Annotated in this window: 14 protein-coding genes, 1 tRNA gene and 1 pseudogene; 7 read left to right on the plus strand and 9 right to left on the minus strand. The window is 40.5% G+C overall.

Annotated elements, in window-relative coordinates; genetic code table 11:
* Positions 1–217 (plus strand): annotated as a pseudogene (istB, locus tag A9260_RS13485) (IS21-like element ISVch3 family helper ATPase IstB); the annotation flags it as partial.
* A 116-nt stretch (positions 218–333) separates the two neighbouring features.
* On the opposite strand, the gene A9260_RS13490 reads toward istB, so the two are convergent.
* The 3 genes from A9260_RS13490 to leuO all read right to left on the minus strand — a co-directional run bounded on the left by A9260_RS13490 (position 334) and on the right by leuO (position 2,111).
* A complete protein-coding gene (locus A9260_RS13490) occupies positions 334–516 on the minus strand; it encodes a Flp family type IVb pilin (protein WP_068699771.1) in 183 nt (60 codons plus the stop codon).
* Between the two features lie 323 nt (positions 517–839).
* A complete protein-coding gene (locus tag A9260_RS13495; RefSeq protein WP_068699773.1) occupies positions 840–1,022 on the minus strand; it encodes a Flp family type IVb pilin in 183 nt (60 codons plus the stop codon).
* Between the two features lie 117 nt (positions 1,023–1,139).
* Positions 1,140–2,111 (minus strand): transcriptional regulator LeuO, encoded by a 972-nt coding sequence (gene leuO, locus A9260_RS13500; protein WP_068699775.1) that lies wholly within the window; start codon positions 2,109–2,111, stop codon positions 1,140–1,142.
* A gap of 351 nt (positions 2,112–2,462) precedes the next feature.
* Here leuO and A9260_RS13505 point away from each other — a divergent pair, with 351 nt between their 5' ends.
* Together A9260_RS13505 and A9260_RS13510 are read left to right on the plus strand one after the other, a co-directional pair.
* Positions 2,463–3,737: a hypothetical protein gene (locus tag A9260_RS13505; protein ID WP_068699777.1), complete on the plus strand. Its 1,275-nt coding sequence runs from the start codon at positions 2,463–2,465 to the stop codon at positions 3,735–3,737.
* A gap of 702 nt (positions 3,738–4,439) precedes the next feature.
* Positions 4,440–5,432 (plus strand): polysaccharide lyase family 7 protein, encoded by a 993-nt coding sequence (locus A9260_RS13510; protein ID WP_068699779.1) that lies wholly within the window; start codon positions 4,440–4,442, stop codon positions 5,430–5,432.
* Positions 5,433–5,704: 272 nt separating this feature from the next.
* On the opposite strand, the gene A9260_RS13515 is transcribed toward A9260_RS13510, so the two are convergent.
* Positions 5,705–5,780 (minus strand) — tRNA-Arg (locus tag A9260_RS13515).
* A 264-nt stretch (positions 5,781–6,044) separates the two neighbouring features.
* Here A9260_RS13515 and A9260_RS13520 point away from each other — a divergent pair.
* Both A9260_RS13520 and A9260_RS13525 read left to right on the plus strand, forming a co-directional pair.
* The gene (locus tag A9260_RS13520; protein ID WP_068699781.1) at positions 6,045–6,632 is read left to right on the plus strand and encodes a YhgN family NAAT transporter; all 588 of its coding nucleotides are present in this window, start codon (positions 6,045–6,047) and stop codon (positions 6,630–6,632) included.
* Between the two features lie 128 nt (positions 6,633–6,760).
* Positions 6,761–7,855 carry an alkene reductase gene (locus A9260_RS13525; RefSeq protein WP_068699784.1) on the plus strand — a complete coding sequence of 365 codons (1,095 nt, stop codon included), beginning with the start codon at positions 6,761–6,763 and terminating at the stop codon, positions 7,853–7,855.
* 84 nt (positions 7,856–7,939) lie between these two features.
* Here the strand turns inward: A9260_RS13525 and A9260_RS13530 are convergent, their stop codons facing one another.
* The gene (locus A9260_RS13530; protein ID WP_068699787.1) at positions 7,940–9,064 is read right to left on the minus strand and encodes a M20 family metallopeptidase; all 1,125 of its coding nucleotides are present in this window, start codon (positions 9,062–9,064) and stop codon (positions 7,940–7,942) included.
* A gap of 60 nt (positions 9,065–9,124) precedes the next feature.
* The gene (gene dcuC / locus A9260_RS13535) at positions 9,125–10,492 is read right to left on the minus strand and encodes an anaerobic C4-dicarboxylate transporter DcuC (RefSeq protein WP_068699789.1); all 1,368 of its coding nucleotides are present in this window, start codon (positions 10,490–10,492) and stop codon (positions 9,125–9,127) included.
* A gap of 541 nt (positions 10,493–11,033) precedes the next feature.
* Here dcuC and cobO point away from each other — a divergent pair.
* Positions 11,034–11,720 carry a cob(I)yrinic acid a,c-diamide adenosyltransferase gene (gene cobO, locus A9260_RS13540; protein WP_373604485.1) on the plus strand — a complete coding sequence of 229 codons (687 nt, stop codon included), beginning with the start codon at positions 11,034–11,036 and terminating at the stop codon, positions 11,718–11,720.
* A gap of 275 nt (positions 11,721–11,995) precedes the next feature.
* Here the strand turns inward: cobO and A9260_RS13545 are convergent, their stop codons facing one another.
* From A9260_RS13545 to apbC, 3 genes are all read right to left on the minus strand, one after another.
* On the minus strand, positions 11,996–14,338 hold the full coding sequence (locus A9260_RS13545; RefSeq protein ID WP_068699793.1) for an AsmA family protein: 2,343 nt from the start codon (positions 14,336–14,338) through the stop codon (positions 11,996–11,998).
* A gap of 178 nt (positions 14,339–14,516) precedes the next feature.
* On the minus strand, positions 14,517–15,158 hold the full coding sequence (gene udk / locus A9260_RS13550) for a uridine kinase (protein ID WP_068699795.1): 642 nt from the start codon (positions 15,156–15,158) through the stop codon (positions 14,517–14,519).
* A 140-nt stretch (positions 15,159–15,298) separates the two neighbouring features.
* Entirely contained in the window at positions 15,299–16,372 is a 1,074-nt protein-coding gene (gene apbC / locus A9260_RS13555) for an iron-sulfur cluster carrier protein ApbC (protein WP_068699798.1), read from the minus strand.
* 240 nt (positions 16,373–16,612) lie between these two features.
* Between apbC and metG the strand changes: the two genes are divergently transcribed.
* Positions 16,613–18,664 (plus strand): methionine--tRNA ligase, encoded by a 2,052-nt coding sequence (gene metG, locus A9260_RS13560; RefSeq protein ID WP_068700064.1) that lies wholly within the window; start codon positions 16,613–16,615, stop codon positions 18,662–18,664.
* Positions 18,665–18,997: the final 333 nt, after the last annotated feature.

The raw sequence follows: 18,997 nt of genomic DNA on the forward strand, positions 1-18,997 counted from the left end.
AGAGCATGCGGGTCACTTACTAGAAGTGCTTGAAGATCGTTATCAAAACAGCAGCACAATCGTCATCAGCCAATTACCCGTAAAGGAGTGGTACAACATGATCGGTAACGCTACCGTTGCAGACGCGCTAATGGATCGGCTCGTACACAATAGTCATCGAATAGAACTGGGAGGTGAATCAATGAGAAAACTGGCGCAATCCGATCACTTAGAGTAAAAATAAGAAGAGAGAAAAACGGCAGGATCTGGTGATCGGAATAAACCGAAACAGCTGATCGCAATCACCGGAATACGCAATATAGACTTATTATTAAAAATAACAGCAACGTTATTTTAGCCTGCCTTTCCAGCAGTTAATTTTGCGGCAATTTCATTAAATGTGACTAGTAGTTCATCTCCAATGGTTAAAACAGCACCACCTATGGCTACAGCAATAGCTACAGCAATCAGACCATACTCAATCGCAGTCACACCGCGTTCATCTTTAATAAAACGAGTCAAAAAAGCTTTAAACATGTTTAAGTTCCTTGTTAAATCATTATGTTAGGGAATCCCCAAAAGTCAGTCTTAGAATAAAAGCACAGCCCACCACACCCAAGAGACACTAAAACACCAAGCAAGACCGCTGAAACATAAACTTAACAAATTACCAACTAAAATATTCAAAGTGTAAGTAGATACATTAAGATTAAGTGACTGGCATCACAAAGTATCTAGCAGAACCAAAAATTTAACCTAAGCCTGATAATCAAGTTTTTGCGACATTAATCCAGATGATTAAATCTGTAATAAATTTGTAAATTGATGCGGTGAATTAAGCACCATTTAAAGGGTGATTTTTATGCAGATTGAATGGCAGTGGTAAGAGATTGGTATAAAGAAATGAGTGCTGAGACAAAACCTGTATTTTGATCGCCCATAATAAAGGCAAGAGTAGTAGCAAGAGCGACACCCATCATTCCATATTCGATGACTGTCACCCCTTTTTGATCGTTAATGAAGGCTTTAATTAATTTTTTCATTTTAAAACTCAAGGTCTAAAAGATCTTAAAACTTTAAGTTCATAAATAAATTATGACAAGAATCAATATATAAGCCACACTTCTTATCGATACAATTTATCTGTAATTACTTAAAGCTTACGCAATAACATACGGCACAGTTTGATCAAATACCCTATTAATCTGTTGTTGCATCCAACAATGTGAGCCTTCTTTATCATTAGCTTGATGCCAATTTAAATAAGTTGTTAATCTATTATCTGTACTCGGTAAAGATAACGTTTGAATTGCAAACTCGCTTGTAGCCTGTTCAATGATTTTTCTTGGCGCTATGGTTATTACATCTGTTTTTGAAACGACCGACAAAACTTCATCAATACTATGTGAGATAAATGTAGGCTTTTGCTCCCGATTCCAGATATTAACTGCGACATTCATTGCCAGCAAACGTTGTTGTAAATTAGCGGTGATTGCCATTTTTTCATTTTGTAATGCTTCAAAGCTCACATTAGTTAAAGAAGCCAATCGAGCATGATCTTGCGCCATCACTATCACCAATTCATCAGACGCTAACATACAACTAGTAAAACCTTGGTTATTAATAGGTTCAACATCTATGACAAAATCAATATTTTTATTCAAGCTATCATAGATAGGGCTGACTTCGGAGCTAAGTGATAAAGACACCTTTGGCGCAAGTTGCTGCACATGCTTAATAAGTGCTGTCACATATCGTTGATCCATCGGCGCGCGAAAGACAATGTTATAGTTCTTACACGAAGTCGCAGGATCAAAAGCGCTGTTAGGCAACTCATCTTTAATAATATGCATCGCATGACCCAGTGCACTTTGTAGCCTCTGAGCACGAGCAGTCGGCATAATGCCCCGCCCCACGCGCTCAAACAACTCATCATCAAACAATACGCGTAAACGCGACAAAGCATTGCTCACCGCAGGCTGTGACATATTCAAGATCTTAGCCGCCCGAGTCACATTACGCTCCGCCATCACAGCTTCAAACACCACAATCAAGTTAAGATCCACCTTCCTCAACAAAGACAAAGTATCCGCATTAGTTAAATTAGATGTAGAAGTCACCGCTACAGACATAATCTTTCCTCTCTTTACAAGCACCAAAGCCAGCATCCCAATCAGGAAGCATTAATTAAGAAAAGAACTATAGATGAGCCAAATAAGTTATTTGGAATATACGATATGACCAACTAAATGTTTAAGATAAAGAGCAATAGCTAACTTAATTATTTGAAAGAATCAATAACAACAAAAAACATCTTTTCAATATGTTAATAGCTTTTTGCTTGTCACAAACAACATTAACAGGAACTAAAATAATACTACTGTTCATCTTTTTACACCTTTTATTCTGGTTAACTAGCGCCGATAACGCAAAGTACCGTGATGAACATATTGATATAGGCATATCTGCCTAAAGGACAAAAAGTGAACAAATTAACAAGTTTCAAATTAATCGGATTGTCATTACTTACTTCCACCTTTCTAGTTGGATGTGGTGGAGGCTCTTCTGATGGTTCAGATTCTTTAACAGCTGGAACTAAAACAACTCAAGACTTGACAGTTATATCAAATAATAAAGAAACAACGGACGTAAATTCTAAACAAGGAACAGCCGACTTAGATACTGATAAAAACTCAAGTATCACAATATCAGTCAAGCACGTTGCTCACTTAAATAATCCCCCCTATCAACTCATGCAATCTAATGGTAAAAGTAGTTTTGATCTAGAATCTTTAACTAGCTCAGAAACTGTTCGAGGTAGCCTACTCAAAACAAGTTCTTCACTTACCTTTAAGTTTTCTTTACTCGATAGCTCACAACAGGCTTTTAATGAATTAAGTGAATTAGGCACTGTTACTTCAAAAGGTGACGGAGTCGAGTATTACAAATCCACAGGTCGTTCATTATTTAACTTTTTCTCTAATTCATTGAAATTACCTAATTATTATTATGAATTATCTGATGTCCCGCTTTTCCCTGTTGAATGTGGAGCTGAAATTATCCATACGTTTGAAGCTAAAGATGAAAATGGTAATACGTTAGATTCTGTAGTAGTAAGAACGGTAAGCCAACCTAAACAGTTACAAGCTGGCCCATCGTGTATAATATCGACTAACATGGGATTTAAAGACTCTAATGATCAAGTTTTAAGAACATCAAGTATTAGTATCTCTATCTCAAGCTCAAATACTATCAATATGCTAGACATCGCATTAAATATATCCAACCCAACATTAGGTAAAGATAACTTCCAGTTTTATAGATCTTCAGATAAAGATGCTTATATTAAAGCACTTACAAGTAAGCCTGTAGTTTCTCAACCAGTGTTCCAATCTGCTGTTACTCCCGCAACAGTAACTACTACAGATAATTCAATTTTAAACGTATGCTATTCAATTAATGGGGCAACAATAACAGCAGCAGATGGACAGCATTTAGGCTCAATCGTAAATAAATTTAGTTCTGATTCAGTCTTAAATCAATTTGGTACTTACGGCGGAAAATACTCCACCAGTAGCATATGGAACTCATTTGGCATTTATGGTGGAAAGTACTCACAGTATTCACCTTTCAATGAATATACAACTCAACCACCAAAGTTAGTTAAAAATGGAAAGGCTATTGCGTACTTAACGAGCAATAAATATATAGGTTCTCCATGGGTTAACCCTAGTATGATTAAAGCTTGCTTTAATTAATAACCTTCAATATTAACCGCCTCTAAGAAGGCGGTTAATATTCATAGGGCCTTGTTGACCAAACAACTCTGGAAGTAGATCTCTCCCATACCCCCATATTTACTATTGGGCATACCTTATGTTCTTAGCTTTGACATTGGTAAGCGCCTCTGTAATGACCCAGATTGAGCTATTTTGGTCTAATCAATCTGAGATCTTCGGCAACAACTTGCGATTCTAATGCTAGACATATCTATTTAGAATTCATTCGATGAGCTACTATTAAAATTACGATGATGCCCATATTAACTTGTCATCATGATACGTAATCCAAACAGAGCCTAAGACTAAAGTTGAAATCTGCGCAGTTGAACACAAATAAAGCAAACGTTCTCAATAAAACTTACATTTCAATTAGTTACAGATAAATTTCAGCACTCTAAATGAAGTCATAAACCAAAATTACTCAAACCATCACTAATTTCCGCCAAATGACTTTCAATCCCATCGATGTGCATCACTTTGTAGATCACTGGCTAATCATTATTTAGTCTGAATGTATTAGTTTTAACAACACCCCCATAGGAAACCTTGCGCATAACATACTTATCAGCAAAAATATCTATTATATTCAATGCCTTGCCTGAATTGTGACACAGGCTTCATTTCTTTGTTTTGTATTATTTTATGGTAAGGAAATATTACCAATCCAGAGGGATCATAATGTTCAACTGTAAATTAAAAGTACTTACTCTCATTCTTGGTTTATCTTGTTCGACATTAGCATCGGCGGCGATAAATCCACACAAACTACCATCTGAAAATTTCGACTTATCAAAGTGGATGTTGAACGTTCCTATGGAAGATACTAAGCCTGAACGTAAAGATCAGGTGATGGAAGTCTCTGTAAAGCAGTTAAATAAGGGGTATACGCATTCAGATTGGTTTTATACTGACAAAAAAACCGGTGCCATGGTTTTTGTTGCACCCAACAAAGCTATGACGACTCCAAATTCAAAAAATGCACGTTCTGAATTACATGCAATGTTAGATCCAACTGAAGGCATTAACGAATTTAAACCTAGTGCTAATTTTGTGCTTTCTACTCATGACAATGCGCAAAACTATGGTGCAATTGGTGGGAAACTGAGTGCCGTTCTTTCTGTTGACCACGTAAGTACCAGTGGCGACCATCGTAACAACGATTCATTTAGTGTTGTAATCGGTCAAATTCATTCAAAAGATAACGAACCACTAAAGATTTTTTATCGTAAACTACCTGATCAAGAGTATGGTTCGGTTTATTGGAATTATGAGAACAATGCTACTGGCATAAATAAGTCAAAACGTCTTGATGTATCACATGATGTTTTCGGCAAATCAAAAATTCGTTACGGTCAACCAGCACCAACTGATGGCATTAAACTAGGCGAGAAATTTGCTTATAGCATTGATGTTGTGGGTGAGGAAATGCACCTAGAATTTATTAAAAATCTAGATTCAGCTAAACCGATTAAGAAAACATTTGTCATGAATATTGCTAAAGGCCACTACCTTGGCAACACTTATGACGAGGGTTATGCGCAATCTGTATTGCATTTCAAAGCAGGTGTATATAACCAGTGCAATGTTGGCCCTGTTGGATGTAAAAATAATGGCATAGCCGCAGGCGATTATGCTAAAGCTAGTTTTTATAAACTAGACTTAGAACAATAATAAATACTTCGCAAATGTATGCCCTGTTATTACTAATTGCAGTGACAATAATCGGGCAGAGCATACATTTTCATATACTCAGATTTAACAGATCCTCCTTTACCCATTCCCTCACCCGCATAAAAAAAAGAAAACATTTAGTTTCTCAGTCACAAACTAAGCGATAAAGATTTGGCACAACAGAAAACGGCTAAAATAGGACTAAAGTGTAAAGGCATCCCAAAGGCAGGTGTAATCTAAATCATTGAGTTTTAAAGCAAGTATATATGAAGTGGCGTCCCCTACAGGATTCGAACCTGTGTCTAAGACTTAGGAGGTCCTTGTTCTATCCAGCTGAACTAAGGGGACGTAGACGTATTTTTATCATAGCTTTTGCTCATGGACAATCTTTGCTAAAACGGATGCTTTATTTTTATTCAAATTTTGCGAAGAATGCGGATTAAATTCAAATCAACAAAACGATTAATTCATTTTATTTCGCTTTATTCTGCCCATAAATATGCCACTGCGTTGGTATTAAAATAAATAGTTCATTAATGTGCTGTACAGGCTGATAGTTCCTGTTTCATAATCACCGCCTATATCGGATTCGCCTTAATTTTAGGATATAAAATGGACACTATTTCAGCTGCGGTGATGCTTTTTCTTATTATGGATCCTATGGGCAACTTACCCATTTTTAGTTCCATGTTAAAACATATTGATAAGAAACGACGTCGTATTGTGATTATCAGAGAGCTATTGATTGCTCTGGTAGTGATGTTGCTATTTTTGTTTGCTGGCGAAAAGATTTTAGGCTTTTTGGGGCTTAACAATGAAGCGGTTTCTATTTCTGGCGCGATCATTTTATTTTTAATCAGTTTGAAGATGATCTTTCCTCCCGAAGGTGGTCTTGGCGCAAGTCTAGGCGCAGGCGAAGAGCCTCTTATAGTGCCTCTTGCTATCCCTTTGATGGCTGGTCCCTCTATTATTGCCGCATTAATTTTACTTGCTCACCAAGCGCCTGAGCGTATGACAGACTGGTCGATTGCTTTAATTGGTGCTTGGTTTGCCTCTGCGGTTATTTTAATGTTCTCGGAACTGTTCGAAAGAGTGGTTGGCGAGAAAGGGCTTGAGGCTATTGAGCGTCTAATGGGCATGTTGCTACTGATGATTGCGGTACAAATGTTCTTAAATGGTATCGAAAGTTACTTAGCTTAACCTTCCCTGCTCCTTTATTAGGTCGATTGTTGCAAAACAAGTAAAAGTATTTTGTTTGTTTTGCACTTTTTGACCACGGTAATGGCTGATAGTCTAGGCTCAGTAATCAAATACCGTAAGGGTTCCCCATGAGTTCAGCACTATTTCAGCCACTTCAACTTGGTAATATCACCTTAAAAAACCGCATTGTGATGCCGCCTATGACTCGCTCAAGAGCTTCACAACCAGGTGATGTCGCCAATGATATAATGGCCACTTACTACGCCCAGCGCGCAGAAGCCGGTCTTATTATTTCTGAAGGTACGCAAATCTCGCCAATGGGTAAAGGATACGCTTGGACACCGGGTATCTACAGTCCTGAACAAATTGCCGGCTGGAAAAAAGTGACCGATGCAGTACATGCCAAGGGCGGCGCAATTTTTGCTCAGCTATGGCATGTAGGCCGTGTGACTCACCCTGATAATATCAATGGCAATCAGCCTGTCTCTTCATCAGCAATTAAGGCTGAAAACGTAAAGGTATTTATTGATAACGGCACGGACGAACCCGGTTTTGTGGATGTGGTTGAACCTCGCGAAATGAGCGTTAGCGACATTAAAGCTGTGGTTGCTGAATTTCATCAAGGTGCGCTAAATGCAATTGAGGCTGGCTTTGATGGTGTCGAATTGCATGCTGCGAATGGTTATCTTATCAATCAATTTATTGATTCAGAATCAAACAACCGCACCGATGAATACGGTGGCAGCTTAGAAAATCGTCTGCGTTTTCTTGATGAAGTGGTTACAACACTGGTTGATGCTATTGGCGCTGAGCGCGTTGGTGTTCGTCTTGCGCCTCTTACTACGCTAAACGGCACTGTAGATGCAAACCCTGTGCATACTTACACCGAAGCGGCAAAATTGCTTGATTCCCATAACATTACTTATCTGCACATTGCAGAAGTAGATTGGGATGATGCGCCTGATACACCAAAAGAGTTTAAAGTTGCTCTGCGTGAAGCGTTTAAAAATACTCTGATTTATGCAGGCCGTTATAAAGCTGATACTGGCGCGACTGCTATCGAAGAAGGATTAGCTGACATGATTGGTTTTGGTCGACCATTTATTGCAAACCCTGATCTTCCACAGCGTATTAAAACTGGCGCGCCATTAGCGCAACATAACCCAGATACACTATTTGGTGGTGGTGAAAAAGGCTTAACGGATTACCCAACCTATAAATAGTTCTTAATTAAATAAATACAAAGCCCGTGCTAAATCGCTTTTAAACGATGTAGCACGGGCTTTTTAGTCTGTAGATTGTGAAGTCTACAACTGATTAAGCACGTTAACCAATAACACCAGTCTTGGCTCAATGGTATTGATCAGTAGATACTCTTTATCTGAATGAAGCCCCGCGCCTGATGGACCAAAACCATCAAGGGTTGGCGTGCCCACATTCGCGGTAAAGTTGCCATCAGATCCGCCACCAGCATTTTCCCAATCATAAACAAGATCAAGCTTGTCCGCTTCTGCGCTGACCATAGTAATTAGCGCTTCTGTCTCGTCGGTTGGAATCATCGCCGGCTTAAATGCCAGACGTTTTACTTCAACACTCGCGCCCGCTTCAAAAGGATTTTCCGCCATGTTCAGCAGTGTGTTGTGAATCACTTGTGCTTCTTCGTTATTCCAAAAACGTAAATCCACAATTGCTTGTGTGTAGTCAGGTACTACGTTAACCGCAACCCCACCTTTAACTGTGCCCACATTCATAGTGGTGCCCGTTTCTAGGTTGACTAGATTTTTAATGGCTAATGCCCAGTGGCTAAATTCATAAATAGCGGACACACCATCTTGCAAGGCGGAACCTGCATGAGAGGCTACACCATTAAAGGTTAATTCATACTTAGCATTCCCTTTACGAGAACGAATTAAGTTACCGTTAGCACGCGAGGCTTCACACACCAACACTTTGCTACTTTTACGAGCCAGTGTTTCCACCCACTCTCTTGAGTAACGAGAACCGATTTCTTCATCGCAGTTAAGGGCAATGACAATAGACAGCTTTTCTTTTTGTGCTTGTGGCAGCATTTGCAATGCATACCAAGCACTTAAAATGCCCGACTTCATATCAGTAACACCCGGGCCGTAAATCTTTTCATCATCACGAGTTAACGGACGTTTTGCCACCGTGCCATCAGGAAATACCGTATCCATATGACCACATAGCATCACGTCATAATGCTCAGCATTGGGCTTGTTAGTGATCTCTAAACATGGACCAGCATCATGATGAATATTATGTCTAACAACGTGAAAACCAATGCTTTCAAACATTGGTGCTAACACGTCAGCAACCTTAGCCACCCCTTGCGGATTGTGACTGCCACAATCGATATTTACCAAGTTTGAAAGCTGCTCTATATAGGTATCTAGATTAAAAGAAATTGTCATAATTACCTCGAAAAAAGCTCCTCGAAAGAAGAGCTTTTATGAATGATTTTCCTATGCCGATTACACTGTCATTGGAACTAAGAAAACAGTACCTGCAATCACAGTGGCTAGGCCACACAATACTGGCACACTGGTACGTTTTACCACTTCAAATGGACTGATTTTAGCCATACCAGAGGTTGCCACGATGACGCCAGATACAGGTGAAATGGTACGACCTAGGTTAGACGCTTGAAGCATTGGGATAATAAGAAACGCAGGGTTAATGCCCATTTTACCAGCAAGAGCAGGGGCTAATTCTACAAACGCATAGAAAGGTGCATTACCTGAACCTGTGGCAATCGCTGCTGCAACCGTCAAACCAGTAAGCAATAGCATTAATGCTACAGCGCCTGCGCCTGCATGGTCAGCAAGGTGAATCAGATGATCAATTGCGCCAATAGACATTAAGCCTTGGGCAAATACACCAGCGGCAACCAATAGCATCACCACGCCTTTAAAGGCATCTGCCATACCGTTATAGCATGAGTCTAAATCTTCTAGAGTGCGCTTACCGTCAAAGCGTTTCACGATGTAATCAACAACAGCACTGATGAAGATAGATAAAACGACAATAGTATAAATATCCAAAGACAGACCCGGAATGGTACGGCCATTAAATAGAAAAACACCGAAGATAGGTAAGAAAGGCAGTACCGCATAAAATGTCGGAGCCGTCACTTTCATATCAGAAAGGTCAACTTTCTCCATTGGAGTATTTTCTTTTTTATCTAAGTATTTATTCCAGAAGAATGCCGCAGCAGACATCACAATGATGGCGCAGATAGAAACAGGCAGTACGGTTTGCACAGCAAACACATCCAAAGCCATACCCGATTTTTCCGCCGCCACTACAACATCACCCGAAGTTGGTGACAAGATAATTGCCGCAGGCGATGCACATACCGCTACTGCTGCCGGGCGAGAAATACCCATCGCAGTCATCATTGGGAATAGTGTTGCCATTAATAGCACACCCAAACCAGTTGCAGAGCTCACAGCCAAAGACATTAAACAGGCCACAATATAAGCAGCCACTAACAATACATAAGGCGATTTGATAACAGAAAGGGGTTTAGAAAACTGTTTTACCACTACATTGTTAGCACCAATGTGGGTCATGTAAGCTGCAAAACCACATAACAACATGATCTGTAGACCTAAACCACCGCCTCGATACTGAAGCATATACTTCACAAACTCTAAAGCATCGGTAAATGTATTCCCTGTTGATGCTACTTTTGCTGGTAATACTGTATGTCCCAGTAAACCAGTTAAAATAAGTAACGATATACCCGCGACAAGTAATATACCTGCGGCTCGATAACCTTTAATTATAAAATAACCAACTGCGATGGTAATAACCAACCCAATAAGAAGCTCTAGCATATTAATAAACCTCAGTGATATTTAACTACCACTACAAATTACCAGAGCTTTACCAGAGATAAAGGGGGTCAAATCAATGTTAGATACATTTATCTCGAGATTTTTTACATTTAGTTACTTTTGTGATTTATTTCAATTCTCAACCATTCCGACGAAACATAATCAAAACAATAAGCCACCCGAATAACCACAAAAACAAAACAACAACCAACTATATTAGTTAACATAATAGCAACCAAAGTGAGTCTTAAATATATAGAGACTGATTTCTATTGCATTTATTGCCTATATTAAAAGTGCATTTTTAATATATTACCCATTCGACTAATCAACATCGCACTCACGACTGCCCTAGGCAAACGCATGACTGAACACTTATCGACCAATCATGTGCATCATCTCCACAAGACGCCGTGAAATCATCCTTGATGGCTTCATTGTGGCATCCATGCCACAAACTCATGTTACAAAGGCTTGTTCCGATAATGCACATAATTTTGTTCAAATAACGTTCGTGATCTCACCCTGCACGACTGCCCCTATAAAATGTGTCTCATTACAAGATCATCTCTTTTCTGTCGCGACAAACTGTGTTTATCATAGTCCTAGACCGCAAAACAAAGGAAGCGTAATGACTCAAGCACAGGATCGTCACCAACAGCGTCAGCAAAAACTCAAAGAAAAAGTTGATGCCAGAATCGCAGAAGCAACCGAAGAAAAGGGACTGTTACTGGTTATCACCGGTAATGGCAAAGGAAAATCAACCTCAGGCTTTGGTACGGTAGCTCGCGCCGTCGGTCATGGGTTTCAATGTGGTGTGGCTCAGTTTATTAAAGGCACTTGGGACAACGGAGAGCGTAACCTGCTAGAAAAGCTTGGGGTTGCCTTTCATGTGATGTCTACAGGCTTTACTTGGAACACTCAAGATAAAGAATCAGATACCCTAGCGGCTCAGCAAGTGTGGACTGAGTGTAAAGCCATGCTACAAGACCCAAGCCTTGATGTGGTGCTATTAGATGAGCTGACTTATATGGTGAGCTATGATTACATTGACTTAGATGAGGTGCTTAACGCTCTTAAACAGCGCCCAAGCCAACAATCAGTCATCATTACCGGTCGCGGCGCGCACCGTTCAATTATAGAACTGGCTGATACCGTTTCCGAAGTGCGTAATGTAAAGCATGCTTTTGAATCTGGAATTAAAGCCCGCAAAGGGGTCGATTGGTAGGCTGAACGAGGAGTGAACACTTATCAACCCATCATGTGCATCATCTCCACAAGACGCCGTGAAATCATCCTTGATGGCTTCATTGTGGCATCCATGCCACAAAGACTTGCTCCTATAATGCACATGATTTTGTTCTAATAACGCTGGAGATCTCACTCTGAGTCGATTGGTAATCGGTTATCACTGAGTACAAATTAAAGAAGCCGAGCTAACATAATGTTATCTCGGCTTTCTCGTTTTATACCCGATTAAATTAATGGCTTAATCGTGATTAATTAAAACAGTTTCTTCAATAAAGAATCGGCCATTTTCTTGGTGTCATTGCTGTCAGCGCTATCACCAAACAGTTTTTTAAGTCCACGCTCAGCTTCTTTCTTAGCCTTTTCTTCCAACTTTTTCTTATTTTTTTCAAGCTCTTGTTGTTGCAATGCCGCCAAATCTAAACTGACTTTAGGGCTTGCCCAACTGCCTTTAATGCGTAGTGGAATCGTCAAATCCGTCAAGTCATCAATTGTTTGACCGCCCTGACCTTCTAGCGAACCTACCACTGATGTTTTAGACAAAATATCCATGGTCTCAACCAAGTAGTTAGCATTACCACTTGCTTTGATACGCAACAACGGTGATTGCACTGAAACATTCGATAATGTCGCAACGCCCTTATTTAACTTAACCAGTGCATCCATTGAACTAAAGTCTGTTTTCTTAGGTTCATTGTCTGCCGGCACTTTCTCGCCCTTAAATTTGGCATAGTTAGTACGAATAAGTTGCGCCACGTTAATGCCATTAATCGCACCATCGGCAAATTTCACTTGCACAGTACCTGCCAAATGCTTCTTAAGCTCATCTGGAATCAAGCTTTTTCCGCGCAGATCAACATCAATATTACCCGTACCTTCCAAAGTGTTGTTATCGGCAACATCCACCAGCAATGGGCCTACTTGGACATTTTTTACTTTGGCATCAATGTCATAAGTTGCGACTGGATTTTTTGCGTTAATCACCGCTTTAGCATTAATGCTGCCTTTATAAAGATTGGCTTTGAGTGCTCGTAAATTAAATACGCCGTCTTTAATTGCAATATCGGTATAAGCATTTTGCAGTTTGGCATTATTTGCTTGGAGTTTATCAATGCGAATGTTGCCGGCAACATCAACCGTTTTCAGTACCGATAAATCAGGTTCAGTAGCAGGCGATGAAGTTTGCGCGGTTGAATTTGATGCAGCCTCTGCCGATGGCGTTGCTTCACTCGTTGTTTGAGTTGCTGTCCATTCATCAACATTGATTTGTGGACTGTGCAGTTTAAAGCGGACTTTAGGAATATCGGCCAGTACTACGCTAGCACTGCCATCAAGATTTAAATCATTAGCGGAGAATTTCTTGAGTAGTAATGATAATTTGTTGTGAGTTAAATCAAATGCAATATCTGAATTCATTGCCAAAGTTATCGGGTTTTGTGGCAGTGTCTCCCCAGCTACTTTACCTTTCACATTAAGGCCGTCGACGTTCACTTTCGATATTTTTTCATCGACCTTTAAACTGCCCATCAATACTAGATTGGCATCGAGATCAGCTGCTCGCCCTTTTAACCCCACTTGAAAAGCGCCAGGCTCACCAAGAATGAAGGTCGATAAACTCAGCTTAATCGACTCCATATTAAGATCTTTACCTTTTAATGGGGTTTCTAACTCAAAGTCTTTGATGGCAAAGGTAGCCATATCTTGTTGCAGTAGCGCTTTGGTTGAGCTGGTAATATCAAATTCATTACCCGCCGCTACGCCTTCTGCGGTTAGCGATATATTTGCCCAAGAATCTAACTTAAATTGGTCTACCTTCACTTCAAACTGACTTAAATTAAAATCTGGTTGAGAAAAGCTACCGTTTAACTCAACGTCTTTGACTTGATGGTCGATAAATTTAGCATCGGTTTTGGCGTTGGCTTTACCTGAAATGGCAAATTTTTGCTGATTATTTACACCAGAGAAGCTAAAACTGATTGGCGTCCACTGATCAAACTCAAAGCTGTTCACACTGACATTCACGTTCTCTAGTTTCGTGTACAGTGAGTTCTGATCGTCTTTAATTTCTAAAAGGGCGTCTTTAATATCGACCCCAGCTAAAGAAATAGTCCAAGGTTCTGCTTGTGATTGAGTGTCACTGTTTTGCGTAGATGCAGTGTTGTCTTCTGGAGGCTCAGAGTTTGCGTCTGTTGACTCAGTTTGCTTAGTGCCTGTTAAAGCATCAAGGTTGCTGGAGCCATCAGCGTGAGTTTCCATATAAAATTGCGCGCCAATTAAAGTCACGTTACCAATTTTAAGCTCTTTACTAAGAAGTGGCAGAACCGAGATATCCAGGCCAACCTGCTCAACTTTTAGCATGTTTGGGGCGGTAAAGCCTTCAGGGTTACTCAAGGTTGTTTTACCAAGGGAGAATCCAATCGAGGGGAAAAACTGCCAGCCGATATCACCATCAATGGTCAAATCTAAATGGGTTTGCTTTTTTGTTTGCTCAACCAGCATTGGTTTAAACTGATTGGGATCAACAAATACCAATAGCGCCACCACTGCAAGTATCACAAGCACGATTGGCGTGACGATAAATAGTGAAATCTTCTTCATCTTTTCTTCCCTGTAACCTGAATTTTCCATGCGTCTTTGAGCGATTATCCACCGTTTATGCAGACGCTAGACATAAAAAATGGCACTGCTGTGCCATTTAATTCTTAACCATAATTCACTGCTTGTATGTAGGCAGCCAATGATAAATTTTCTAAACTGACAACTCAGTCATAAATTACTAAGATTTCAGCAATTTAGCAATATGAGCTTTCAATACATCAATGGCAATTCGGTTTTTACCGCCACGAGGAACAATGATGTCCGCGTATTGCTTTGATGGCTCAATAAACTGCATAAACATAGGACGAACCGTCTTTTGGTATTGCTCTAATACCGATTCCATCGTGCGTCCACGCTCTTCTACATCACGCTTCACGCGGCGAAGCAGACAAATATCCAGTGGCGTATCCATAAAGACACTTGCGTGCATTAGGTTACGCAAGCGTGGATCGGTTAGCAGTAAAATACCTTCTAAGATGATCACTTTCTTAGGAGCCATGGTTTTCGTATTTTGTGTACGCGTGTGTTCGGTATAGCTGTACTCTGGTACTTCAGCCGCTTCGCCATTGGTTAATTGCTGAAGGTGCTCACACAATAAATCATGGTCTAACGCCTGAGGATGGTCGTAGTTAGTTTTTACACGCTCTTCCATGCTCAGATGACTTTGATCACTGTAGTATCTGTCTTCCGTGATAACTCCAATCTGATCTGGACCAACTTTGGCGCGTAGCTCGTTATAGATGGTACTTGCAATCAAGCTCTTACCAGACGCAGAGGCGCCGGCTATGCCGATGATGACACATTGATTTTTTTCAGACATTCATTAACCCTAACAAAAACAGATATAAAACTGGGTAATTATAGAGACGGATAATCTTTGATACCAGAACTAACATAATAATCATTCAAGATTGAACGTAAATTATCCAACTGGTATCAAATACTCAACAAACTCTTTAATTATTTTACTTCAACAAAACTAATTCGCTCAGGCTGAGGCTTGCCGTGCCAGAATAATCGGCTCACCACTTGCTCGGCAAGATCCAGATAACCTTGCGCTTGCTCGGCTGATTCAGGGTTAACCACTGATGGAACGCCCTGATCAATATCACGACGAACGTTAAGATGCAGTGGCAATTGAGCGAGCACAGAGATGCCTTTTTCAGCGGCTAATTTTACCGCGCCGCCACTGCCAAAAATATCTTCATGAGAACCACAGTTACTACAAACGTGATAGCTCATATTTTCAACCAGACCTAACACGCCCACATCCGCTTTATCAAACATAGCAATACCTTTAATTGCATCCGCTAAAGCAAGATCTTGAGGCGTAGTGACCACTAACGCACTGGTTAATGGAATATCTTGAGATAAGGTCAACTGCAAATCACCTGTACCCGGTGGCATGTCGATAATTAGGTAGTCAAGCTCTGGCCACTGAGTCTCTTTTAGCAACTGCATCAACGCCTTTGATGCCATAGGGCCGCGCCATACTGCCGCGTCATCACGAGAAATAAGATAGCCGATAGACTGAGTAAATACGCCATGCGCTTCTAATGGTTTCATCCATTTATTGTCGATGACTTCTAAAGAGTGTCCCACTGTGCCAAACATCAGTGGAATCGATGGGCCATACACATCCGCATCTAATACACCCACTGTCGCGCCTTGTTTGGCGATAGCTAACGCAAGGTTTGCGGTTGTAGTAGATTTGCCCACGCCACCTTTAGCGGACGTGACTGCAATGATGTTTTTAATGGTGCTAAGAGAGCTCGGCACTTTGGTTTGTAATGGACGCACGCGCGCTGAAACATAAAAAGTATATTCTTCCCATACCGCTGGCGCGTCAGTATCCGATATCCACTGACCTAATGCTTGAGTCAAAGACTCGACTAAAAAGGGAATCTCTACATCGATGGCTTTTTGTTTATCATTAATCGTTACAACACCTTGGGTTGCGGCCCATTCTGCCACCAATAGTGGATGTTGAAACTGATTTAACCAAGCGTGCAGTTGTTGTGTTTTGTCGTTCATTGATGTTTCCCTTTTGCTGATATGCCTTACATATTAGCGTGAATTTTTGCTTCATCTCATTAAGTTGGGCTAGATAGACACAAATCAAGGGCTCATTTTGTTGTTTTGCGTGCAATATTATCCAAACATAAGTATTGAAAGTGAAACTAGCAGCGATTTATCCGCGAGATGCTTTTCGTTATCGCTAGCTTGCGGTAATATTAGCGGTTAGAAATTTATCCTATCTGCGAAATGTTAAGTATGACTACTGAATTAAGAAAAATGCTCGTCACTTGTGCACTACCCTATGCCAATGGTTCTATCCATTTAGGTCATATGCTAGAGCATATTCAAGCTGATATTTGGGTGCGTTACCAACGTCTACGTGGCAACACAGTGAACTTTGTTTGTGCTGATGATGCGCACGGCACGCCAATCATGCTTAAATCCCAGCAGATGGGTATTACACCAGAAGAAATGATCTCAGCGGTCAGCGATGAGCATCAAAAAGATTTTGCCGGATTTGATATCAGCTTTGATAACTATCACAGCACACACAGTGAAGAAAACCGTGAATTGGCTTCAAGCATCTATCTTGAGCTTAAAAAGAATGGTTTTATCTCTAGCCGCACCATTTCTCAACTTTTCGATCCAGAAAAAGAAATGTTTCTGCCTGACCGTTTCGTAAAAGGAACCTGCCCTAAGTGTAAGTCAGAAGACCAATACGGTGACAACTGTGATAACTGTGGCGAAACCTACAGCCCAACAGAACTGATTAACCCTAAGTCGGCTGTTTCTGGCGCGACGCCTGTTATGAAAGACTCTGAGCATTTCTTCTTTGATTTGCCACAGTTTGAAAGCATGCTAAAAGAGTGGACTCGCTCTGGTTCATTGCAAAATGAAACGGCAAACAAAATGCAAGAGTGGTTTGAATCTGGCTTGCATCAGTGGGATATCTCTCGTGATGCACCTTACTTTGGTTTTGAAATCCCAGGTGAGAAAGACAAGTTCTTCTACGTATGGCTTGATGCCCCTGTTGGTTACATGGCGTCATTTAAAAACCTATGTGGCAAACGTGATGATCTTGATTTTGATGAGTACTGGAAAAAAGACAGCACGACAGAACTTTATCACTTCATCGGTAAAGACATTGTTTACTTCCACAGCCTATTTTGGCCAGCAATGCTTGAAGGCGCAGGTTTCCGTAAACCAAACAATGTCTTTGTACATGGCTACGTAACGGTAAATGGCGCGAAGATGTCTAAGTCTAAAGGGACTTTCATCAAAGCAAGCACTTACCTTAACCACTTAGATCCTGAGTGCTTACGTTACTACTACGCGGCAAAACTAAATAGCCGTATTGATGATCTTGATTTAAACCTTGAAGACTTCACGCAGCGTGTAAACTCAGATGTAGTTAATAAGATCGTTAACCTAGCTTCTCGTAACGCAGGTTTTATTACCAAACGTTTTGCAGGCAAGCTATCTGAAGATTTTGCCGAGCCTGAGCTGTATCAAGAATTTGCCGATGCCTCAGAGCGTATCGCGGATCTTTATGAAGCTCGTGAGTTTAGCCGTGCTATTCGTGAAATTACCGCTCTTGCTGATAAAGCAAACCAATACGTTGATGAAAAAGCCCCTTGGGTTGTTGCAAAACAAGAAGGCCAAGATAAAGCACTACAAGACATCTGTTCTGTAGGCATCAACTTGTTCCGCGTTCTGATGACTTACTTGAAACCTGTGATGCCTGAGCTTGCCGCTCGCACTGAAGCGTTCTTAAACCAAGAACTCACTTGGGATGGTGTAAAAGCGCCTCTAGTGAATCAAGAAATCAGCAAGTTCAAAGCGCTATTTAACCGTATCGATCCTAAGAAAGTGGAAGCTATGGTTGAAGCATCTAAAGAAGATGCAGCAGCAGAAGTGGCCGCTAAAGAAAAAGCAGAGCAAGCGAAAAACGAAACAGAGCTGAGCAAAGAGCCAATTGCTGACGAAATCGAATTTGACGATTTTGCCAAAATTGACTTACGCATTGCCAAGATTGTTGAATGTGAATCTGTACCTAAAGCGAATAAATTGCTAAGACTGGTACTCGACTTAGGCGGTGAAACTCGTCAGGTATTTGCTGGTATTAAATCCGCTTATGCGCCAGAAGATCTTATTGGTAAGCACACTGTTATGGTGGCTAACTTAAAACCACGTAAGATGAAATTTGGTATGTCAGAAGGCATGGTGCTAGCAGCAGGCCCTGGTGGTAAAGATCTTTGGATTCTTGAACCGCATGAAGGTGCTCAACCTGGCATGCGTGTAATGTAAGCCTCAATAGCTAACATTAAATACCGGCTAACTTAGCCGGTATTTTTTTGTCTGCAATCTACCTACATAGGTGCAATGTTGCATTAAATCTGTTTTCTAACTGTCTTTAGCGAAAATCACAGCAATATAAGGCATTGATATTAAACAAGTAATTATCAGATTATAAAACTTAGTGATCTGGCATAGAAAATGCTTTATCTAATATAACTGTATTAGGAGGCTGGATATGTTGATGGTTATTGCTGCAAGTTTAAGTGCACTTGCTGTGCTTTGTTTACTAATTCGTTATGGAAAGTGACCTGCGCTAATAGTCACTCTCCTGTTATTAATAGA

Source organism: Vibrio sp. UCD-FRSSP16_30 (assembly GCF_001676025.1).
GTDB lineage: Bacteria > Pseudomonadota > Gammaproteobacteria > Enterobacterales > Vibrionaceae > Vibrio.